We start from the raw sequence: 21,488 nt of genomic DNA on the forward strand, positions 1-21,488 counted from the left end.
ATCAAGTTCATTTAATTATAATAATGACTACTCAGTCATTTGTCAACGATATGGTATCAAGGAGCGAGATAATCAAATGATGAAAAAGCAGTTAATTATGGAAAAAGCGTTGGAGCTCTTTGCAAATCAAGGGATAGAAGCCACATCCATTCAGCAAATTACAGAACATTGCGGAATTTCCAAAGGCTCTTTTTACTTAGCTTTTAAGTCAAAGGACGAGCTGATTTTAGCCTTGATTGATCATTTCATGATGCAAATCACCTCCAATATTGACTATACGGTCAGAAACACAAATGATGATAAAAAACTCTTATTCGAATTTTATTACACAATGTTTCATACTTTTTATGAGCATTCTGATTTCGCCAAAATTCTCATCAAAGAGCAAGTTCAATCATTTAATGAAGAACTCATCGTAAAAATTCATTACTATAACAGATTAAATGAAAAAATTATCTTATCGATGATTGAACGTTTATATGGTGAAGAGGTCGAGCCGATAAAATATGATTTAATTTATAATATTAAAGGCTTTATGAGTACTTATTTACAGTTATTTTTATTCTATAACGCACCGTTAGATTTTGACTTATTGTCTCAATCACTTGTGGAAAAGACAAATTTACTAGCAAAACACACTACCATCCCATTTTTTTCACAAGATTTGATCGAAATGATTAACCAGCCAATGAAGGAAGAAGTAACGAAGGAACAACTGATCGAAATGATTGAACAAAAAATTGAAGAAATAGAGGAATCTATTGAAAAAGAATCATTAATTCTCCTAAAGCAACAGCTAATTGAACCAACTCTAGTTCCTGCTATTGTGAAAGGGTTACTAGAAAATATTCGAAATCACCCTCATTGTAAATGGATTTCGTATTTACTTCGTCGCTACTATGATTTTTAAAAAAGAACAAAGGCATCATGTATGAACTTTCATGTATGATGCCTTTCTTATCTTATTATGATGTCTAAAGTAACTCGATGAGGTCTTCCAAAAAAGTTGAAAATTTTAAGTAAAATATTTTTCTAATGGTTGCCAATAATTTTCTTTCCAACCGTTTGAAAGATGATCTCCTTGTCCCTCTGGATATCCTGTATGCTCTAATACGATAACCGATTCAGTTCCATTCTCTATTAGTTCAAACTTGACAACTGAATATTTCCCTTTTTCCCAATTAGCAGCACGCCAAGCTTGAACTATTCTTTTGCCTGGGACGAGCTCAATATTTCTTCCTTGAATCATGCCGCCAAATAACGAAAATGGTCCACCTGCTTGTGCATCGATTTCAGTTGGTGCTCCTCCTGTTACCTGACTGAATTGCTGAGCATTTGTCAACGCTTCGAAAACACGATCACAAGTGGCGCTAAACTTTACTTCTTGATGGATCGTATGTGACAAAATCTCCATTCCTCCTTATCATTTATCTATCTTTTCTACCTCACACAAATTATCCTAAGATTTCTTCCTCTTTGGCTCGATCTAAAGACATTTTTAATAAGAGTACCCAATCGGCATTGTATACATTCATAATTGCGAAATAATTAAATGTTTTTTTGCTAAAAAGACGAGTGTCTCAGACCCTATGAGACACCCGCCTAGTTTAAGATGGAATTATTTCTATAGCAGAAGACCGTGCAACGCTCCTAGCAACGTAAATATGATAAGGTGATCACCAATAACAATAAAAAAAGCTTTTTTCGTTACAAGTCCAAATAATGAGTTTTTCAAATAAACAATCGTAATTAGTATCCCAATAATAATTCCAACAGCTGATCCTTCTAACAATCCTTCAGCGCTAGAGGCTTGGACAATTATAGCAACAAATAATGAACTAATAAAGGCAACGATAACGGACACAACATATTTCAGTGGCCCTTCACTTTGCCCTCCCTCTTTTTTCTTCCCTAGTACTATCGAATAATAGATCGTTCCATATATCATGTATAAGAATCCGCCTGCGATAATTGCCAAATAATGAAGTTCACTCAAACTAAATAACATAAAATTCCTCCAGTTTATTTTGGTTCAATGGCTAAAGCTATTGCACTGATCTCGCAAGTAAGAGTTAATGTGCCCCCTACTTCTTCAATTGCAACAAGTTCAATCGGATTTCCTAAATATTTGTAGCCACTCTTGGGCAGCCAATAGCTATATAACTCTGAGTAACATTCGATCAGTTTACTGCGTTCACGATAACTTACAGGTTCTTCAAATTCATACAATACATATTTCCCACCACTAAATGGATATACTTCTCATCCTCATGTCTTAAATCTTCACCTTGGGGAAGGGCTATGCGACAGTCATAGCGACTTTTTTCTGGAGGTGTGATATACGGATTGTTTCTTGGAACACCGAAGATCATTGCATTTTGTTTGATTAACCCTCGCGCACTTGACCATCGATAAATATCTTCCCACACGTCTGGAATTCCATTTATATATGAGCCAATATTATGTCTGTTAACAGTTAAACATGCCGAAAAATGTACGATTTTCACTTTTGATAAATCTAGCCATTTAAATGTAGTATAAGGGTTTTGATCATTTTCTACTTTCGTATTTGTGCTTATAAGTTTAGATTTCTTGCTATCATACTCTCGAGGGAACCGATCCAAATAAGCACCATCTCGCCACTTTTTAGGACTAACATTAAAATATCCTTTAAATGAATAAGTGAAGTATGACAAAGATGAAAAACCGCAAATATATGCAATTTGAGTAATCATCTTATAACCATATCATGTTCCATAGTCCTTGGATCTGAAATGAATAAAAAAGCTGGAAATAATACTCTATGAGAAATTTGAGATTGAAAGAGTTTTAGCTTAATTCGAGGGTAAATCCGATATACATACAATAAAAGACACAATCCCCAGCCATTTGGATTGCGTCTTATTGTTGATAAACAATTATAGAAGAATTGCTATTGTTTTTCTATCAGATGGATACATCAAACTACCCCCATCGATTGAAGTTTCACTTTTTACCACCTTTAACTTGATTTAGGTATGAACATCTACTGAAGTATGTAAGTAGTAGTGCCACGGCTACTAATAACTTCAAAACCCTTTAGCTCTCATGTTTCACTAACACAATACCATGCTTTAACTTTCCAGTATATACACCGATATTTTTCAAAAATCATTTCAACAAATAAACCATAAGGTGTAATCACAAATATTGTACTTATCAGACATCCGCATTCTTTCCCTTGCACTATTTCCTAATGACTCATTATTCAGTTCCTCACCCAATAAATACAGATCCTTCATTGCCACTCACTGTTTCTTTTGCTAGAATCATGTATCATTCATACCTTTAGAAAAGTCATGAACCGAGAGGATGCCCTGCAATGCACTTAATAGATTATCATCACCATACAAATCATTCGTTTGATTCTACCGCTTCCATGAAAGATGTGTGTAAAACCGCTATTGAAAAAGGAATCAGAGAAATTTGTTTCACGGAACACTTTTCTGTTAACCCCCTTGCTCCCACTTATGGTCATATGAATTTCACTCATTATTTTAACGAGATCAAGGAATGTCAAGAAATATACGGTAACCACTTGGTTATCAAAGTTGGAATTGAACTTTGTGAGCCACACCTGCTTAAACAGGAATATGAAGCAGCACTGTCACCATTGGATTTAGATTTTATCTTAGGGTCTGTACATAATATTAACAACCTTAAATTACGTAGATTTTTGGAGAATAAGGATGCCTATTTAGCATATCAAAGCTATTTTGAAGAAGTGTACAAGATGGTTTGTTCAGCGGATATAGATGTGATTGCACATTTAGACTTACTCAAACGCTATGCCGTCAAAATGGTTGGCATGTATCATTTTGAGGATCACAAGGAGATATTAGAAGCGATTTTAAAGAAGGCAATCGAACGAAACATCGGCATTGAAATTAATACTTCAGGACTTAGAGGAAACTTGAAGCAAGCTCTTCCTTCGATTGAAATAGTAAAACTTTATAAAGAATTAGGCGGAGAAATTCTAACAATCGGTTCTGATTCTCATTTTGCGCACGCCGTTGGCTCGAATATCGAAGATGCTGTTGCTATGGCGAAACAATGTGGTTTTACCTCCATATTCACTTTTGAGCGTCGAAAGCCGATTGCGATAAAGTGAAACTTCAATCAGTGGGGGTTATACTGCCCGTTAATGCGGAATAAATCTCGTAAAAGTGGAAAAGGAGTTGCCCTTGTTAGCAACTCCTTTCCACTTATACACTTTCCATGTCTCTATCTTACAAGTTGCTAGAAGTGAACTGTTACTTATAGATGATAATCCACATATCTACCTCATGTAATTACGCTTCAATTATGACTTTTTAATTTGTGTTAATTCTTTATTAAGTCGATACATCAATTTTTCATTAAACAAGTCTTCGTCCATAGATGCGATGAAATCTACTTGCATTCCTTGTGCCATACCAAACATTGGATGTTCTGAGAAATTACCTAAATATTTTTCAAGCACAGCTTTCGCTTCTTCATTTTCCATAAGATCTTTAAATGTGTCAGCTGTTGAATACACATCATCAGTAATGTGAATTTCTTCTACTTGCACTTCATCATCACCTAGATCAGGCATTTGGAACCAGTTTGCTACTACTCCACCTTTTTCCTCTTCAGGAGCCTCATAACTCGGGTTAGGCTCAGCCACTTTATTAAACTTCGCCACATCTTGTAATTCAACGCCATCATGGTTAGCAATAACTTTAATCTCATTCACACCATCTTGTAATTCAACCTGTTCAAAAGTAAAGATTTTATGACCTGACTTCATTTCTAATTCTTTGCCATTTACGTATAGCGTAAGCTCTTCACAATTCGAATACACTTTCACAGAAATGGTGCGATCAGCACGATCAATATAGCGTTTGCTTGTAATATGGACGAATTTTTCATCTGCCCAATAAGCTTTATACATGTAAAACGCGTCTTTCTTAATCTTACGATCGTATGTGATCAATCCTTTGTTATTTCTTCCTTTAACGCCACCTTCATCTCTTATATTGGCACCAAAATCAAACATATTCCATACATATGTTGACCAGAGGTAAGGACGTTCCGAGAAAATTTTCCAAACTTTTTCGTGATAGAGCGCATGGTATTCTTCCGTATAGTCTTTTACTTTAGGATCATTGCTGTGATATTGTAAAATACCTTCTGCTCCGTATTCTGAAATCCCTACTTTCACAGTAGGATTCGTCTGATGGAATCCATCAAGCCAGCCAGCAAAATCTTCTGCTTTGCCTTGATACCAACCGTAATATTTATTATAGCCAACGATATCTGTCATATAGTTATATTCATCTTTATCAGGCACGAACATCACATTCGCCATTGTCGTTAATCTTGTCGGATCTTCACTTTTCGTTAACTCATTTAATTCTTTCACAAGCTTTCTAAGTTCCGGTCTTTCGCCACTAATTTGGATTTCATTTTGAATTCCCCAGAACATAATCGATGGATGGTTAAAGTTTTGTCTAATTAATTCAATCATTTGCTGTTTAGCATTAATACCTTCTAATTCTGTTTTTGACATAACAGAGATAAATGGTATTTCTGCCCAAACAACCATACCTTCTTGATCACACAGATCATAGAAATATTGGTCATGCTGATAATGAGCCAACCTAATAGAAGTAGCTCCTACTTCTTTAATCAATTCCATATCTTCTTTATGTTCTTTTTCAGTTATTGCCCAACCCATATCTTTGCGATCTTGATGTCTTGAAACGCCATTTAAGGCAAGATGCTCACCATTTAAGAAGAACCCTTTCTCAGCATCTACTTCAAAATATCTTACACCGAAAGGAATCGATAGTTCATCTACAGTATCGTTGAAACTCTGTAAAGATACTTTCGCTTCATACATATACGCATTTTTTCTACCATTCCATAGTGTTGGGTTATCAATCACTACTGGCACTTCGACTTCTTTTGTTTCGCCTGAAGTTAACACGACTTCATTTGCCCCGTAAGCTACGGTTTTTCCGTCTGCATCTACTAAATCGATCCATAGTCTTACTTTTTTATCTTCTTTATGATCGTTGACTACTTTAGATTTAATCGTTAATGAAGCTTTTTCTTCGCTTACTTCTTCTTGAATGATATAGATTCCTTGTGAACCATAGTCCATCACATCAAAGTGAATATGATTAGAAATCACTAAATTTACATCACGATAGATTCCACCGTAAAAGGTAAAATCGGCCATTTGTGGATAGACATCATCAACAACTGTATTATCTACCTTTACAGCTAGCGTGTTCTTCATTCCAAATTGAATCACATCACTAATATCAAATCTAAAAGTAGAATAACCACCTTTATGTTGTCCCATATGTTGACCATTCACATAGACATCCGTAATACTGTTAGAACCGTTGAATTCAATATATACTTTGTTTCCTTCTGCTAATGTATCTACAATAAACTCTTTTCGATACCAACAAGCCCCTTTATAAAAATCAAAGCCATTTGCTCCATCAATAGCGTTCCATGTGTGAGGTACATGAACAACTTCCCAGTTCGCATCATTATAAGCTTGGTCCATTGCTTGTACTTCATCTTGCTTTATAAATTTCCATTCATGATTCATATTAAGTATTTTTCTCATTTGTCTTCCTCCAACTGGTATTACCAACTTTAATCGGGAAACGATTACATTTACAACAAAACCAATAGCCATCTTTTAGATAATCCCGAATGCTTGCCTTCATTATATGATAAGGGTAAAATTTATTATCGTATTATTTTGACACTATTAGCACATTTATAACTTTATTTTGAGTGTTTGATAACTAATGAAAGGAACAGTTATGATATGTCAGAGGAATCCAAACTTTTTTTTAAAGATTTCAATAAAAAATGTACGATATTAAACGTGATTACGAAAATGGATGTTCAGTTAATCGACCAAGATGGAAATCCAACATTACAGCTCATTCATCACCACATTCCAGCTGTCCTACAAAACTTTGACAATGAGTATATTACAATTAACGAGACAATGAGACAGCATGAAGCAAATAGTTACTATTATTATGTAAATTCATTTGGCCTTGAGTATATTGCAGCAGGTATTTGGAGAAATGGCATATTATACGGTTCAGTATTAATAGGCCCGTTTATTTCAAGTATACCTAGCATTGGATTTGTTAGTGATATTTTATCTAAAAACAAGCTACCTGTTAGTGAACGAAAACAGCTCGAAGAATTCTATACTTCGTTAACCGTTATTAGTAGTATGGACTCTACTAGCATCGGCGATCTACTTGTTAATATATGTACCCATGAACATATTGATTCACAACTAATCGCCTCAGATATCATCACCCCACCACTCAATAAAGAAAAATTAAAAACTAATATTACTGAAAGTAAAACGATGATTGAGGCTAGATATCAATTTGAGAAGAGATTAATGGATGCAATTGCAAGAGGAGACAAGGAAGAAATCGCTCGGATTGTCAAAGAAAGTAATAGCCTTATCCATATTTCTGATCGAATCCCTGAAAGTCCCATTAGATCGGCCAAGAATATGACATTAGTTATGAACACAGTGTGTAGAAAAGCTGCTGAAAGAGGAGGAGTCCATCCCATTTATATTCATACTATTTCAGAAAAATTTGCTATCTTGATTGAAAGAGCACCGAATCTACCCCATTTAAAAAAATTGGCCATCGTGATGCTAAATGAGTACTGTGATCTTGTCCAAACATTTTCAACACGTAATTATAGCTCCCTCGTCAAAAAGGCAGTTGAATATATTCATTTACATCTAGAAAACCCTTTAACGCTTCATGATCTCGCTGCTACTTTACATGTGAATCCTTCGCATCTTTCTCGCAAATTCAAGGCAGAGACGACTATGAATATCATCGATTATATCAACCAAAAAAGGGTGGAAGAAGCGAAGTTGTATCTACAAAGAGGAAATGTATCGATTACAGAAATTGCTTTTATGGTCGGATTCAATGACCTTAATTATTTTAGTAGGGTGTTTAAAAAAATGACATCATTTACCCCATCGCAATATATGAAACGGTTCACTTGAAAGAGCTACTCTATAATTTTAAGGCATTGTATAACAAACTAAAAATCCTAAAACTGTTTATGCTGAGCAAATGAACAAATTAATCTATTGCGATTGAAATATTTCGCACCATCTTTAATTTTTTTGAAATGACTTTAAATGCGAAAGCCCAGGGATTCATTGAATTCCCTGGGCGGTTAATTTTATCCCGCTTTAACGGGCAGTAAAACCCCCACCTCAAGGCTTAGAGGAACCGAAGAAGCGTAGGTGAGGGATAACTGCCCGTAAAAGCCCGATTGGTTCAACTAACAACCAGTGGGGGATGAAGAAAACCCCCACTGATTGAAGTTTCACTTTATGAAGTCAGCTTTACTTGTTTTGTTTCTTTATAAATGAAAAGATGGAAAGTAACCCCACAACTATCAGACAGACTGTGGTACCAATCACATTTTGTTTATTAAAAATAAAAGCAATAAAGATAAGAGTTAAAGCCATGATTGCAAATATCGTTGTGTATGGGTACCACTTCACACGGAAAAACGGTGTGTCTGTGTATTGTTGACGAAGCTTCAATTGTGCACAACAAATACTTATCCATAATAATAAGACGGTACAACCAGGGATCGTCATAAGGTAGCTTATTACCTGATCAGGAGTCATGTAGGATAAACATACACCAACTAATATGCATAATGTAGTTAACACGATTCCTTTAAGCGGAATTCCCTTTTTGGTTGTTTTTGAAAATGCCTTAGGGGCTTCCCCAGTTTGAGACATAGAAAACAAAGTTCTTGATGTCGCGTATATCCCTGAATTTGCAGCAGACAGTACAGCTGTTAAAAGTACGAAATTCATAACATGGGCAGCTCCTGGAAGTCCTGAGATACTAAATACCTGGACGAAAGGACTTTCTACTGTTGATACTTTGTACCAAGGTATAATGCCACAAATAATAAGAATGGGTAAGATGTAAAATAAGATGACTCGCCATACGGTTCCTTTAATTATTTTCGGTAAGACTTTCTTCGTGTCTTTAGTCTCTGTGACAGCTATACCAATTAATTCAGCACCTCCATAGGAAAACATGACAACCAAAAATGCGCTTAATGTTCCGCCGATTCCATGCGGGAAAAACCCGCCATGTGCCGTATAATTAGAAAGTGAAACTGGAATGGAACTCGGGAAAATCTCTAGAAGAATTAAAGAACCCAAAATGATAAAAGCAACTAAAGCAATGATTTTAATACCTGCAAACCAAAACTCGAGTTCTCCGTAGTATTTTACTTGAAACAAGTTTATTCCTACTATTAGGGCCGTACAAATTAAACTTAAAAGCCATAATGGTACAGATGGAAACCAATATTTCAAAAAACTGCCAGACGCTAACAACTCAACAATGGTCACAATAATCCAGTTCATCCAATAGAGCCATCCTACGATAAAGGAGATACGAAATCCAAAAGCTTTATTGATTAAATGTTGCACGTTTAAATTAGGATAAACGGTAGCCATCTCTCCTAAAGCTGCCATTACAATAAATAACAATAGTCCCCCTATTAAATAAGCTATTACAACACTTGGACCTGCCATATTTAAAGTATCTGAGCTCCCCATAAATATTCCAGTTCCTATCATTCCTGCTAATGCAATAAACTGGACATGTCTTGGCAATAAGCCCCTACTTAAATCTTGATGATTTTCCCCCACGATGTTCATACCTTTCTTTCATTTGTTATATTTTCCATTGTTCTAATTAATATCTGTTTAATATTACATCAAAATCAAATCGCATTTTTATATTTTAGCGCTTTTTAGTGTTAAAGTAATTTTATATTAATATAACATAATGTAGGAATTACAATCTAAAGTGGAGTTGGTCCCCTTCATTATTAATCGAAAGTAAACTATTAAATCTTTCCCGCTATTCCAAGAGATTTAATAGCGATAAATGGTCAAGCACCTCAAAAATAGACACACTGAAATAAAATAATCTTTGTGAATCCGCTTTCTAAAAGAATGAAACACATAAGATCATAAGATCATAAGGGAAATTATAGCTGCATATTTAGGGATTTTTTACAACTTCTATTCTTCTATTTTATTACTCAAATCGTTCGTTATTAGATCCTCATCTTTTTCCTTTATAGGGAAACCAAATTCTCGGTTAATCTTTCTCACTACTTCATTTAAAAACTCATCTGATAATAAGGGATTATTTTCTTTAAACATGTCATTCCTCCACACTATCTTGATATATTATTATGTAGTGTTCACACAGGGAGGAATATCATTCATTTTGAAGAGAGAGCTACCCTTATAGTACTTAATAAACTTTACATTTTTTTCATTTACTTTTTTTACACGCGGGAGTATGATAATCTCCAGTTTCAAATTTCTAAATTGCTGAAGCCATATGGTACGGGGGAACCGTTATTGTGGGTTGTTACATAACCCAAGGGGTGAATCCTTTTAAGGTAGGGCTACTCAAGGTCCAAATCCGACAGCTAACCTCGTAAGCGAATATTGAGAAGGAAGGTGAAACTTGTGAGAAGAAAATTGATGTCTACAGGTCTATTCAACTGTGACTTGTAGGTATGTTCCCATTTTATTTATGTAAACGCTGCTATTCACCGAGATAATTATTTCAATTACAGGGAAATATACGTTTATAACAATTTGGTGGTGAAAACAATGATTTCTTCAATAAAGAGGTTTTTAATTGGACGGCCGCTTAAATCAACTGAATTAGGGGAACAGAGGCTTAGCAAAACAAAAGCATTAGCGATCCTTTCTTCCGACGCATTATCATCGGTTGCATATGGTCCAGAACAAATATTGATTGTCCTTGTCACAGTTGGTGCTACAGCATTTTGGTATTCGATTCCTATCGCCATAGGGGTATTAATTCTATTAACGGCTTTGATTTTGTCTTATCGACAAATCATCTTTTCTTATCCTTACGGTGGAGGTGCTTATGTAGTATCGAAGGAAAATTTAGGTATGAATCCAGGGTTAATAGCGGGCGGTTCTTTGTTAGTGGACTATATTTTAACTGTGGCAGTAAGTGTGTCTGCAGGTACCGATGCCATCACATCTGCTTTTCCTGCATTACATTTTTATAATGTAGAGATTGCCATTATTTTTGTAATCTTTATTACCCTCTTGAACTTACGAGGTGTAACCGAATCTGCTTCTATTTTAGCCTATCCAGTCTATTTATTTGTTTTAGCGGTATTGATATTAATTGGAGTAGGTGTTTACCATATCGTTTCGGGGCAAGTTTCTCCTGCCTTGCATACACCAATCGGTACACCGGTAGCAGGAATTAGTTTATTTATCCTCTTACGAGCTTTCGCATCAGGTAGCTCTGCATTAACAGGGGTTGAAGCCATTTCCAATGCTATACCGAACTTTAAAAATCCAGCCCCTAATAATGCTGCTAAAACACTGATGGCAATGGGGGGATTTCTGGCTGTTTTATTTACAGGAATCATATTCTTAGCTTATTACTATGGAATTGCTCCTAACGAGAAAGTAACTGTTGTCTCTCAAATAGCCGAAGATACATTTGGCAGAAATTTTATGTATTACTTTATACAAGGTACTACTGCTTTGATATTAATCCTTGCAGCCAATACGGGATATTCTGCTTTCCCTTTATTAGCCGTTAATCTTGCTAAAGATAAGTTTATCCCAAGAATATTTACCATTAGAGGTGACCGTTTAGGCTATTCGAATGGAATTATGATACTTGGATTCGCTTCTATCATCTTAATTATTGCTTTTAAAGGACGTACAGAACATCTTATCCCACTTTACGCTGTCGGTGTATTTATTCCATTTACATTATCCCAAACGGGAATGATTGTTAAATGGATACGCGAAAAACCTAAAGGATGGATCACAAAACTAACGATTAATACAATTGGTGCCCTGATTAGCTTTATTGTTATGCTCATGTTCTTTTTAACTAAATTTGCACAGGTATGGCCAGTCTTAATTTTTTTACCTATTATCATTTTCGTCTTCTACCAAATTAAAAAGCATTATGAAGCAGTAGGTGACCAACTTAGGGTTGCAACTTCTGAGCTTTCCGTACCAATTGAAGGCAATGTAATGATTGTACCTGTTGCTGGCATCACTCAAGTAGTAGAGAACTCATTAAACTATGCTAAATCTCTCTCGCCAGAACAGATTATTGCCGTTTATGTGGCTTTTGAAAGAGAAGATGAAAAGAAATTCGCAGAAAAGTGGAAAATGTGGCAACCTGATATTAGACTTGTGACACTGCATTCTTATTACAGAAGTATCATTCAGCCACTGACCAAATTTATTGATATCGTTGAACATAAAGCAAGTGAGTCGAATTATCAAGTTACAGTCATTATCCCACAATTTATCCCTAAGAAAGGCTGGCACAATATTCTTCATAATCAATCAAGTTTACTGATTCGTACAATCTTGCTTTATCGCAGAAACGTAGTGATCACTACTGTGCCTTACCATCTAAAAAAATAAAACTGTTAAATGGGTAATGATTTTTAGGTGGCTTCCCTTTCAAGAAAAGCCACCTTTTCTTGAATCTCAAATTGTACGGTATTTAAATTGTATTCATCCAATAATAGCCCACTAATTCCCATAAAAGTCTTTTCATCTCCTTAATTCCAATATGCAGATGATATAATCCGACTAAATTATCCATGTTAGACAATCCTTTCTAATTGACAACAATCCACTAAAAACTATACGATAGTTAGCGTCCCTAAAAATGAACCATGCCAAGCTAATGGTTGGTATGAGTAACTATTGAAAGAGAGAGAGGCTATATATGTCAACAGAACAACGTAAAAAAATGATCGTTCTTATGATCAATATGTTTATAGCAATCGGAAGCTTCGGTATTATTATTCCCATTTTACCAGCGTACTTAGCATCCATTAATCAAGGTGGAGTTGCTGCTGGACTCATGATTGCTATTTTTGCAGGAGCACAACTTATTTTTTCACCAATTGCCGGAAAATGGACGGATCAATACGGTCGTAGAAAGATGATTATCTATGGGTTAGCTGGTTTGACTCTGTCTATGTTTATCTTTTATGCCGTTAATTCTATTTGGTTGCTTTATGCATCTCGTGTTGTCGGTGGAATAGGTGCTGCTTTACTTATCCCGGCTATATTTGCTTATGTAGCTGATATTACGACATTCGATCAACGCGCAAAGGGAAATAGTTTAGTTTCAGCCTCTATGTCACTCGGGATTGTCGTTGGGCCAGGGATTGGTGGATTTTTAGCTGATTTTGGTTTAAAGTTCCCCTTTTTAATTTCAGCTCTTGTGTCACTTGCTTCTGTTATATTTTCAATTTTAGTTTTAAAAGAAAGTGAAACGAAAGAAACAGCACAAGCTACGAATATGGCTGATGAAGAGTCCATGGCTCGTCAAATTGTCATGTCAACTAAGAAACCTTATTTCATTCCGCTTATTATTACACTCGTATTAAGCTTTGGGTTAATGGCCTATGAATCGATCATCGGTTTATATCTCGACAATCAATTTAGTGCAACCCCTCAGGAAATTGCCACGATGATAACAGCTACAGGTATCGTTAGCGTTATCGTCCAACTATTTGTCGTGGATCGAGTTGTTCGTCGCTTTGGAGAAATTACAGTATTAAATATTTTTATCGGCATTACAGCAATCGGATTTCTACTTTCTCTCTTTGCTTCAGATTATGCGTTTTTCTTTGGTATTTCACTCATCATCTTCCTCTCTACTTCCATCCTTCGACCAGTCTTAAACACACTGATTTCTAAGATGGCAGGGAACGAGCAAGGCTTTGCGATGGGAATGAATAACGCATACATGAGTATTGGCAATGTGCTCGGACCGACACTTGCCGGATTGATGTATGATATACGAATTATGTATCCATTCGTATTAGGTCTAGTTCTCTTAGTGATTACATTATTCATTACGATGGCTTGGCAGAAGCGCTCTGTTCACGCGAAGACATTGTCGAAACAGTCGTAAAGCTGATTAATATAAAAATATAAGTGGTTGATCCAATAAAGGGCTGATTTCACACGCTATCTACCATTTGCGGTGTCATGCAAACGATGTGTAGTAGATGTGAGTTCTGATCCTTTCATTATGGCGCAACCACTTATTTTTTACGATATCTTTCAAATAATTGTATTTCATAAATTGATCATTCCGAGCTTTTTATCGTACCTTGATGAAAAACCATCTGCCATCTGCCATTTATCTGTTTCCATACCGAGCTCCTTAAACTTTCTTTCATTCTCGTTTTATCTTTCAAATCATACATCGTTAACACTGTATCTGATGTTAAACGTTTAATCTCAAAATTCAATATATACATCTGTGGTGTGGCAAGGCCTTCCATGCAATCCTGTTTATTTTTCATCTTACCAGAACTTGTAAACTCAATAAAATCATCTGCCAATAACTTATCAAGTTCTATTTTCGATTGACGAACTTCTGGTGTTAGCAATTGTACTTCTAAATCATAAAAGAGCTTTTAATGCATTACTACATTCCATAATTTAATATCTCCTCGTATATAACAGATTCCGATTGCTTTTTTACACAATTGGGCTATTGTATGTTATGAAACAACAACACTATTATTATCAAACTCTCTCTTTTTTTAAAAAATTGGATAAAAACACCATTATTAATCCAATTCCAATATAGATGATTGCTGTTACTTGACCTGGGATAAATGTAGAATACTGAAATGCACCGGTGATAGGAGCAATGCCAAACATAAAAAATAAATAACCTCCCCAAAATAATAGTTTTCCCCATAACGAATGTTTTTTCATCTTTTCCTCCCCTTTGTATTTTTTTAAAGTATTTTATTTTAAGTAACTTCTGTTATAGCGAAGGATTAAATCGTTATTCTTATACGTCACAAGTTCTTCCACTTTGATTATACTATATATTCCCAATTTCAACTTATAACATCTTTTCAACGATCAACAAAAAAAAGAGCTGCCGCAGCAACCCTTTAAAAAATTTGAGCACCCTATATTATCCTATAAGAATTGTAACTGCACTATACACTAATAACAAAGCCATAATCAGATTAAACTGACTTCTATATTTTGTTAGGAACATTTGAAACAAGGAACCGAACATACTCCAACACATCGTACTTAGAAAACCAACAAAAGCCAAAAATATTGAAAAAGATAATAAACTGAAATTTGAACTGTGATAAGGAAGAATAAAAGTTGAAATGGCCGTTATGCCGTATAAAATACCTTTCGGGTTTACGAATTGTAAAAGCATACCTGAGTAAAAACTGTTATACTTATCATCTTCATCCTTCTGATCCTGATTTTTACTCATAACGATTTTTATCGCCAAATAGACCATATAAACCGCAGCTAGAATTGTCATCGCAAATTCAATTTTGGGAATGAAGTTTTTCAACAAAAGGTTAAAATAACTACTCAATATCATGATAACAAAAAAACCTGCACCTACTCCTAAACAAAATTTAAGTGTCTTTTTAAAACCGGATTTATTCGCAAATAACATCGCCATAATATTATTAGGACCTGGTGTAAAACTTGAAATAATAACATAAAGCAAAAATGATAATATCGGCATAATCTTGTCCCCTCCGAAACGTATGTTATAATGACTAAAACGAACACTATAAAGACTTATAATTACTTTTTATTGTACAATACGGTCGTTATATTGTAAATATAGGAGGTGTATTTCATGGAGGAAATCAATCTTATTATTGCAAAAAATTTAAAAGCTTTAAGAGAAGAAAAAAAGTTAAGCCTTGAGAAGGTCGCTGATTTAACGGGAGTAAGTAAAACAATGATTGGTCAAATCGAAAGAGGCGAGTCAAGTCCGACTATCACAACGATCTGGAAAATTGCCCATGGCTTAAAGATCTCATTTTCCGCTTTAATCAATAATCCGCAGCCAGATACAAAAGTTATTTTAAAAAGCGAAGTTCAAGTATTATCTGAAGATAACGGGAAGTACCGAGTATATCCTTATTTCTCTTTTCAAGAAGATAGACGCTTCGAAGTATATTCAATCGAGATAGAAAAAGGTGGGTTTCTAAGTGCTGATTCGCACGGCGAGGGGACTGAGGAATTTTTAACTGTCTTTGATGGTGAATTAACTGTCAATGTCAATAACATTGAATACAAAGTAAGCAATGGTGATTCTATCAGATTCAAAGCTGACAGACCTCATTGCTACCATAATTCAGGGGAAGTATTAACACGATTAAGTATGACCATTTATTATCCAGCTTAAAAATAAGTTGTCGCAAAAGGAAGAGTTCCTTTATGCGACAACTTATTTTTACTCCTCACGAGTTTATTTGCGGGGTGCGAAAACTGAAAAAACATGGTAAATCATTGGCTTATTCTTCACCACTTAATTTGCTGAGACAATTCGCATATATTTTCCTTCGGGGGGTGTCCTTTATTCAGCTTTATCAAGGTCTTTTCTTCCGCTTTCCTAAGAGCTTTTCCTTCACCAGCTTTATATAGACTTTACACGTTTAAGACCATTCTAACTGTCTTTAAGAGATGACCATCAAAGTTATCATCAAATTCTGCGACTACTTCAAACCCTTTAGCTTTATAAAAGATTTTTCCAATTTTATTCTCTTTTTCTACATTTATAAAAATTGCTTTGACACCGGCTATGTTTTTAATGCCCTCATTTAATAAAGCAGTACCTATTCCTTTCCCTTGATACTCAGAGAATAAATAAATGGCTCCAAGTTCAGTTTCTCCTCCTCCTTTTACCGGAGAATAGTTTGCAAAACCAACGATTTTCCCTTTAACTTCTGAAACAAAAATAATAGATTGCTCTAGACGTGCTTGCATCATCTCATCACTGTAAGCGATTTTTAAGAAACCTTCCTGAATTTCGTAAGGGATGATGCCTTCATAAGTAGTATGCCAACTTGTTTTTGCGACTTGTTGAACCTGCTTTATGTCTTCTTTTTGCATTGGGCGAATTGTGAATTCCATATATATCAACCTTTCTGTTTATTAATGAATACTAATATTTCCATACATCATAACATTCATTTCGTTATATTAGTCACTTTTCACTGACTTCACAACTCAATTTCTATCCAGATAATTGTCAATCAACTTTATGTGGTTTTTTATTCAATAGGCTCTGTTAAAGGTTGATGTTGAAAATTGATACCTTTCAATTGTGGGAGTCACTTGGGTCACATTATTTTATTGGAGACAAAAGTTGTTATCGGCTCTTAAACAAATGGATTTTGAACAATTTGATGGTATCGTTGAAGTTGACGAGACTTATTTTTTGTATTCTCAAAAAGGGCAACGTGGCATTAGTGAACGTAAACCACGTAAGCGAGGCGGCAAATCTAAGCACAGAGGGATAAGCAAGGAACAAGTCTGTGTTCTAGTCGCTAGAGACCGAACAAAAGCAACAGTTTCAAAGGTAGCCTGTATGGGGCGTGTTGTGAAAACCAAAGTTGACGGTATGATAGGTTCTAAACTAACACCTAATAATGTACTTGTAACAGACGCTTGGAGAGCCTATAAAACGTATGCAAATGAAAAAAGGATAGAACACTACCGCATTAAATCAGACGATGAAAAACACGTCATCAAAGGTTTATATCATATCCAAAATGTAAACGGACTCCATTCAAGTTTAAAACATTGGATAAATCGTTTTAAAGGAGTAGCTACTAAATACCTTGATAATTACCTTGCTTGGTTCTTATTTGTAGATAGTCATAGTAACGAGAGCACAAAACACAATATCAAAGAATTTCTTTTGACATCGTTTGTTTTTGATATGACAGAAACATTCCATAGTCTGCGTTTGTCAAAATTTAACATACAATAAAAAGTTTATAAATGAAAAACTTAAAATAAAAACAAGTAATGAAAAAGGGTGAGTAGAAATGAATTTCGGCAAACAATGTTCGGTCAAGTTACAGGAGTTAGTGGGAGGACATAAGCGTTTTGAGGATTTATATTTCACTTTAGATGAAATTAAACAATTACCTAAAATACTACAAAGTTTTAAAGATGTAGAAGGTTTGATAATTACCCCGTATCACATTACAGATAACTCGATTATGGAGGTTTATTGGTGTGAACTTATTATTGAAATAGTGGATAATGTACAAGATAAATTTATCGAGCTACTAAGTGAGGCTGGTAAAACTAATTTAGAAGAAATAGAAACTGAATATATCGAGCAATGGGATTATACTCATTATCCAATTCTAAAAGATGATAAAAAGGGAATTATTGAAAGTTTAGAACGCTACATATCTTATATGGAAAGTAGAGAAATAGTTTTGCGAGAAGAATACGATATACCTAATCATAATGAACAAGGTATATTTTATAGCGTCTGGTAGAGAACTTGTTAACAAACTATCAGGAATACATAAAATACATTGGAACACCTTGTATTTTATGTATTCCTTTTATTTTTTTATTATCAACATTAAAGTTTAACACAGCCATTCAATAAATGAAACCAACATATATATTGAGACTAGTATAGTGTCCAAGTCGATCTATAAGCATTTTGATGATAGAACTCTTTATAATGAAAATAAATATAATCCGTTGCAAATTACGTGATTTTGCATCTAATAGATAATAAATATGTATTTATGTCAATGTGGCTCATTGGAATATAGCGGTCACTTTCAAGGAACGTTCCTATGAAGGGATTCCCATTATTCTTCTAAAGTAATGAGAAGTAATAAGAATACGTCATGTCAACGGGGATATTGGAAGTATTAATACCTAGACCTAACACAGCCATAGTAACTAAATCAGGGGATGATTCTAAAGGGGCTATTGGAGGAACCCCTTTTTTTACAATTAACGGAGCAATATCAGCCATTCATACATCAGGTGCTACCGGGATCACAATTCTCGTTTATCCAGGAATTTACGACGAAAAGATGGTCATACCTCCAGAGTGTTCGTTATGGGGGTAGTTTATTAACTGTAACGATTCCTCAACAGAATGTAACGACTAATACAACTTTATTAACCATGGGTGAGAATTCAAGAGTAGAGGATGTTAACTTGCTTTTAACTTCAGCAAATCATGTTAATTTAGTTGGCGTGGCTTTTTCCGGAACAACTTCACAAATAGCTAAATTGCGATCCACATCTATAACAGTAGATAACTCCACTGCTTGGACGACAGGGACATCTAATTAATGTTTATGGCGTTCATTCGTTTGGCACAGGAAATCCTTTAGACAATGTAGATGCTATTAGAGCTTCGGTAATAACAGTAAAATCAACTGGCTTAGGCACAAAACGAATATTATTAGTTAATACGAATGCACATCGATTTAATTGTCGGGACAACAATTTTTTATTAACGAGTGCAGGTGGGAGCGATTCATATATCGGTGTTGAAGTGAATCAATCCGGATCACAGATAGTTGTACGTGCATCAACGATTCAAGGAATTACAGCCGGGACTTTAAGTATCGGTACTTCAAACTTATTCAATTCAAATGCTAATAACTTAGGATTTTCTACTGTTTTACAGCCTTCTACGATTATTTGGAGCGATCCTGGTAGCTTACCAAAAGGAACTATTCGTTTTTATAGGCCGGGATCGGCTGCTGTTACAACCACTGAAATCTTTATTCGACTCAGTCAAACATGTCTTTTAAAAGCATTAAATATACGGTCTTTAACAGGGACAGTAGTTTCTAATACAGATACAAAAATGGGATTGATACACCACTTTCCGTTTCATTATCTGGTACGCAAACTTCCAACATTAACAATACAACATCTGTATCTTTTCAAGCAGGAGACAGTCTTTCATTAAAGTAACGACAAGTGCTGGTACAAATGTAACAGATACAGTGATTCAGGTTGATATCTTTTAATTGGGCAATTTTTAATATCAAAAACGGGACATCCATTTTAAGGTTGTCCCGTTTTCGAACTAATTATTATCATGATAAAAGAACAGAGCGAAACTACCACTACTTTTAAGTTTATAAATATTGACCAAATAATCCAACAAGGATTCCAATGGAAAAAAACAAACCACTCAAATAATGTCTTAAGATCTTATTTAAATACCCCCTATGTTAATATTTCTTTCCTGAGCACATCTCCTCCATATTACTTAAGATTAAATCCCCCTCCAAGATGAATTCTTTTACTTTTCTAAGGAAATTTTAAGGTTCTCCTTCTTTTTCTTTAAACTCTTTTGGGTATGATACAAATATCAACAAAACGAGGCGGTTATCATTAATGAACCTAATGAAAATTTTAATACATGGTGCATTGATTACAGTTGGTCTAGGAGCTCATACAATGATTGATAACCAACCTGTATCGAAACCAACTAATGCACAAGTACAACCAATAAATGAATTAACTGCAATAATTATTGCCTTAAACACATCAAAAGGTGGCTTAGTAACGGACACACAAACCATTTTTGATCATGGAAATATTAAATACGAGGTTTCAATCATAAAGCAAGAAACAGAATATGATATAGGTATTGCATCATCCGGGAAAATTTTAAAAATTGACCAATGTAGGAAAGTTTGTAACAACCATGATGTTGAGTAAGTAATTTTAAACTTTCATTCCTATTTCAGCTTGTAGCAAAACAGATTGTCGATTAATTTTAATCCATTTAGGGAAAAATAATATTAATAACTACTATCGGGAGGTATTTTTATGTTTCAAGATTTTAAAGTAAAACCATTATTTGAAGATCAAGTCCATGAACGCCAACATTTTACGCTTAATTTTGCAGGTGATACGTATCAAGGGATTTTCCACGAAGAAGAAATACATTGGTATCATCCTAAACCGAATATGAAGCTTGAAGAAGGTATCGTTCAAGATTTGGAATCTAGGGTGTATGACTTGATAACAAGCCACACTGATCAAGATTTCACCGCAAACCCAATGTTCGAAAACCAAGTTCATGAACGTCATAAGTTCGCCCTTAACTTTGAGGGAATGAATTATCAAGGGATTTTCCACAACGAAGAAATTCAGTGGCTACATCCGCAACCGAAACAACAGCTTGAAAAAGAGGGCCTTAAAGATTTGGAATCCAAAGTGTATGACTTGATGACTAATCATGTGTATCAAGAATTTAAAGTAAAACCTATGTTTGAGGATCAATTTCATAAGCGTCATCAATTTGAACTAAACCATGAAGGCGATAATTACCAAGGAATTTTTCATAATGAAGAAATTCAGTGGTTCCACCCTCAACCACATAGCAATCTTGAAGAAGACGGTATTGAAGAATTGGAATCTAAAGTGTATGACTTAATGATGAACCACGTTGACCAAGAATTTCAAGTAAAACCTTTGATTGAAGATCAGCCATAAATAA

The 21,488-nt window shown here is 34.8% G+C and carries 20 protein-coding genes, 2 pseudogenes and 1 riboswitch; of the genes and pseudogenes, 11 read left to right on the plus strand and 11 right to left on the minus strand.

What is annotated here, in order from left to right:
* Positions 1 to 76: 76 nt before the first annotated feature.
* The gene (locus V179_RS0116150) at positions 77 to 910 is read left to right on the plus strand and encodes a TetR/AcrR family transcriptional regulator (RefSeq protein ID WP_028392404.1); all 834 of its coding nucleotides are present in this window, start codon (positions 77 to 79) and stop codon (positions 908 to 910) included.
* 105 nt (positions 911 to 1,015) lie between these two features.
* Here the strand turns inward: V179_RS0116150 and V179_RS0116155 are convergent, their stop codons facing one another.
* The 4 genes from V179_RS0116155 to V179_RS29200 form a co-directional block, all read right to left on the minus strand.
* The gene (locus V179_RS0116155; RefSeq protein ID WP_028392405.1) at positions 1,016 to 1,405 is read right to left on the minus strand and encodes an SRPBCC family protein; all 390 of its coding nucleotides are present in this window, start codon (positions 1,403 to 1,405) and stop codon (positions 1,016 to 1,018) included.
* Between the two features lie 219 nt (positions 1,406 to 1,624).
* Positions 1,625 to 2,008, minus strand: coding sequence for a DUF1761 domain-containing protein (locus V179_RS0116160; RefSeq protein ID WP_028392406.1), 384 nt, complete (start codon positions 2,006 to 2,008; stop codon positions 1,625 to 1,627).
* A 14-nt stretch (positions 2,009 to 2,022) separates the two neighbouring features.
* The gene (locus V179_RS29195; RefSeq protein WP_051404983.1) at positions 2,023 to 2,229 is read right to left on the minus strand and encodes a hypothetical protein; all 207 of its coding nucleotides are present in this window, start codon (positions 2,227 to 2,229) and stop codon (positions 2,023 to 2,025) included.
* A complete protein-coding gene (locus tag V179_RS29200) occupies positions 2,205 to 2,735 on the minus strand; it encodes an AraC family transcriptional regulator (protein WP_084552388.1) in 531 nt (176 codons plus the stop codon). The genes V179_RS29195 and V179_RS29200 overlap by 25 nt, the downstream gene beginning before the upstream one ends.
* A gap of 626 nt (positions 2,736 to 3,361) precedes the next feature.
* Here V179_RS29200 and V179_RS0116170 point away from each other — a divergent pair.
* Positions 3,362 to 4,150 (plus strand): histidinol-phosphatase HisJ family protein, encoded by a 789-nt coding sequence (locus V179_RS0116170; RefSeq protein ID WP_028392407.1) that lies wholly within the window; start codon positions 3,362 to 3,364, stop codon positions 4,148 to 4,150.
* Positions 4,151 to 4,342: 192 nt separating this feature from the next.
* Here the strand turns inward: V179_RS0116170 and V179_RS0116175 are convergent, their stop codons facing one another.
* Positions 4,343 to 6,649 carry a glycoside hydrolase family 2 protein gene (locus V179_RS0116175; RefSeq protein WP_028392408.1) on the minus strand — a complete coding sequence of 769 codons (2,307 nt, stop codon included), beginning with the start codon at positions 6,647 to 6,649 and terminating at the stop codon, positions 4,343 to 4,345.
* A gap of 207 nt (positions 6,650 to 6,856) precedes the next feature.
* On the opposite strand from V179_RS0116175, the gene V179_RS0116180 reads away from it, so the two are divergent.
* Positions 6,857 to 8,089: a helix-turn-helix domain-containing protein gene (locus V179_RS0116180; RefSeq protein ID WP_034301262.1), complete on the plus strand. Its 1,233-nt coding sequence runs from the start codon at positions 6,857 to 6,859 to the stop codon at positions 8,087 to 8,089.
* A gap of 348 nt (positions 8,090 to 8,437) precedes the next feature.
* Here V179_RS0116180 and V179_RS0116185 read toward each other — a convergent pair whose 3' ends face one another.
* Both V179_RS0116185 and V179_RS30770 read right to left on the minus strand, forming a co-directional pair.
* Positions 8,438 to 9,775 (minus strand): amino acid permease, encoded by a 1,338-nt coding sequence (locus tag V179_RS0116185; protein ID WP_028392410.1) that lies wholly within the window; start codon positions 9,773 to 9,775, stop codon positions 8,438 to 8,440.
* A gap of 378 nt (positions 9,776 to 10,153) precedes the next feature.
* Positions 10,154 to 10,297, minus strand: a complete 144-nt coding sequence (locus tag V179_RS30770) for a hypothetical protein (RefSeq protein ID WP_152534746.1) — start codon at positions 10,295 to 10,297, stop codon at positions 10,154 to 10,156.
* 162 nt (positions 10,298 to 10,459) lie between these two features.
* Positions 10,460 to 10,603: riboswitch (cyclic di-AMP (ydaO/yuaA leader) on the plus strand.
* A gap of 156 nt (positions 10,604 to 10,759) precedes the next feature.
* Between V179_RS30770 and V179_RS0116195 the strand changes: the two genes are divergently transcribed.
* Together V179_RS0116195 and V179_RS0116205 are read left to right on the plus strand one after the other, a co-directional pair.
* The gene (locus V179_RS0116195) at positions 10,760 to 12,586 is read left to right on the plus strand and encodes an APC family permease (RefSeq protein ID WP_028392411.1); all 1,827 of its coding nucleotides are present in this window, start codon (positions 10,760 to 10,762) and stop codon (positions 12,584 to 12,586) included.
* A gap of 310 nt (positions 12,587 to 12,896) precedes the next feature.
* Entirely contained in the window at positions 12,897 to 14,096 is a 1,200-nt protein-coding gene (locus V179_RS0116205; protein WP_028392412.1) for an MFS transporter, read from the plus strand.
* Between the two features lie 178 nt (positions 14,097 to 14,274).
* On the opposite strand, the gene V179_RS28120 is transcribed toward V179_RS0116205, so the two are convergent.
* From V179_RS28120 to V179_RS0116220, 3 genes are all read right to left on the minus strand, one after another.
* Positions 14,275 to 14,580, minus strand: a complete 306-nt coding sequence (locus V179_RS28120; protein ID WP_051404985.1) for a nuclear transport factor 2 family protein — start codon at positions 14,578 to 14,580, stop codon at positions 14,275 to 14,277.
* Between the two features lie 139 nt (positions 14,581 to 14,719).
* Positions 14,720 to 14,914 (minus strand): hypothetical protein, encoded by a 195-nt coding sequence (locus V179_RS0116215; RefSeq protein WP_028392413.1) that lies wholly within the window; start codon positions 14,912 to 14,914, stop codon positions 14,720 to 14,722.
* Between the two features lie 208 nt (positions 14,915 to 15,122).
* Positions 15,123 to 15,707 (minus strand): LysE family transporter, encoded by a 585-nt coding sequence (locus V179_RS0116220; protein ID WP_028392414.1) that lies wholly within the window; start codon positions 15,705 to 15,707, stop codon positions 15,123 to 15,125.
* Between the two features lie 117 nt (positions 15,708 to 15,824).
* On the opposite strand from V179_RS0116220, the gene V179_RS0116225 reads away from it, so the two are divergent.
* Positions 15,825 to 16,379: a helix-turn-helix domain-containing protein gene (locus V179_RS0116225; protein WP_028392415.1), complete on the plus strand. Its 555-nt coding sequence runs from the start codon at positions 15,825 to 15,827 to the stop codon at positions 16,377 to 16,379.
* Between the two features lie 242 nt (positions 16,380 to 16,621).
* Here the strand turns inward: V179_RS0116225 and V179_RS0116230 are convergent, their stop codons facing one another.
* Entirely contained in the window at positions 16,622 to 17,107 is a 486-nt protein-coding gene (locus tag V179_RS0116230; protein WP_028392416.1) for a GNAT family N-acetyltransferase, read from the minus strand.
* Positions 17,108 to 17,297: 190 nt separating this feature from the next.
* Here V179_RS0116230 and V179_RS28125 point away from each other — a divergent pair.
* The 5 genes and pseudogenes from V179_RS28125 to V179_RS31190 form a co-directional block, all read left to right on the plus strand.
* Positions 17,298 to 17,969: pseudogene (locus V179_RS28125) on the plus strand (IS1595 family transposase); the annotation flags it as partial.
* Between the two features lie 58 nt (positions 17,970 to 18,027).
* On the plus strand, positions 18,028 to 18,492 hold the full coding sequence (locus tag V179_RS0116240) for a hypothetical protein (protein WP_028392417.1): 465 nt from the start codon (positions 18,028 to 18,030) through the stop codon (positions 18,490 to 18,492).
* Between the two features lie 366 nt (positions 18,493 to 18,858).
* Positions 18,859 to 20,004: pseudogene (locus V179_RS32235) on the plus strand (hypothetical protein).
* Between the two features lie 373 nt (positions 20,005 to 20,377).
* Entirely contained in the window at positions 20,378 to 20,704 is a 327-nt protein-coding gene (locus tag V179_RS0116255; protein ID WP_028392420.1) for a PepSY domain-containing protein, read from the plus strand.
* 111 nt (positions 20,705 to 20,815) lie between these two features.
* Positions 20,816 to 21,484: a DUF5342 family protein gene (locus V179_RS31190; RefSeq protein WP_051404987.1), complete on the plus strand. Its 669-nt coding sequence runs from the start codon at positions 20,816 to 20,818 to the stop codon at positions 21,482 to 21,484.
* Positions 21,485 to 21,488: the final 4 nt, after the last annotated feature.

The sequence above is a fragment of the Bacillus cihuensis genome, from assembly GCF_000504145.1.
GTDB lineage: Bacteria > Bacillota > Bacilli > Bacillales > DSM-1321 > Peribacillus > Peribacillus huizhouensis.

Coding starts and splice junctions, on each gene's coding strand:
- V179_RS0116170 (WP_028392407.1), top strand. CDS start 3,362: ATGCACTTAATAGATTATCATCACCATACAAATCATTCGTTTGATTCT.
- V179_RS31190 (WP_051404987.1), top strand. CDS start 20,816: ATGTTTCAAGATTTTAAAGTAAAACCATTATTTGAAGATCAAGTCCAT.
- V179_RS0116230 (WP_028392416.1), bottom strand. CDS start 17,107: ATGGAATTCACAATTCGCCCAATGCAAAAAGAAGACATAAAGCAGGTT.
- V179_RS0116225 (WP_028392415.1), top strand. CDS start 15,825: ATGGAGGAAATCAATCTTATTATTGCAAAAAATTTAAAAGCTTTAAGA.
- V179_RS0116240 (WP_028392417.1), top strand. CDS start 18,028: ATGAATTTCGGCAAACAATGTTCGGTCAAGTTACAGGAGTTAGTGGGA.
- V179_RS0116205 (WP_028392412.1), top strand. CDS start 12,897: ATGTCAACAGAACAACGTAAAAAAATGATCGTTCTTATGATCAATATG.
- V179_RS0116195 (WP_028392411.1), top strand. CDS start 10,760: ATGATTTCTTCAATAAAGAGGTTTTTAATTGGACGGCCGCTTAAATCA.
- V179_RS0116255 (WP_028392420.1), top strand. CDS start 20,378: ATGAACCTAATGAAAATTTTAATACATGGTGCATTGATTACAGTTGGT.
- V179_RS0116220 (WP_028392414.1), bottom strand. CDS start 15,707: ATGCCGATATTATCATTTTTGCTTTATGTTATTATTTCAAGTTTTACA.
- V179_RS29200 (WP_084552388.1), bottom strand. CDS start 2,735: ATGATTACTCAAATTGCATATATTTGCGGTTTTTCATCTTTGTCATAC.
- V179_RS30770 (WP_152534746.1), bottom strand. CDS start 10,297: ATGTTTAAAGAAAATAATCCCTTATTATCAGATGAGTTTTTAAATGAA.
- V179_RS0116175 (WP_028392408.1), bottom strand. CDS start 6,649: ATGAGAAAAATACTTAATATGAATCATGAATGGAAATTTATAAAGCAA.
- V179_RS0116180 (WP_034301262.1), top strand. CDS start 6,857: ATGTCAGAGGAATCCAAACTTTTTTTTAAAGATTTCAATAAAAAATGT.
- V179_RS0116215 (WP_028392413.1), bottom strand. CDS start 14,914: ATGAAAAAACATTCGTTATGGGGAAAACTATTATTTTGGGGAGGTTAT.
- V179_RS0116160 (WP_028392406.1), bottom strand. CDS start 2,008: ATGTTATTTAGTTTGAGTGAACTTCATTATTTGGCAATTATCGCAGGC.
- V179_RS0116150 (WP_028392404.1), top strand. CDS start 77: ATGATGAAAAAGCAGTTAATTATGGAAAAAGCGTTGGAGCTCTTTGCA.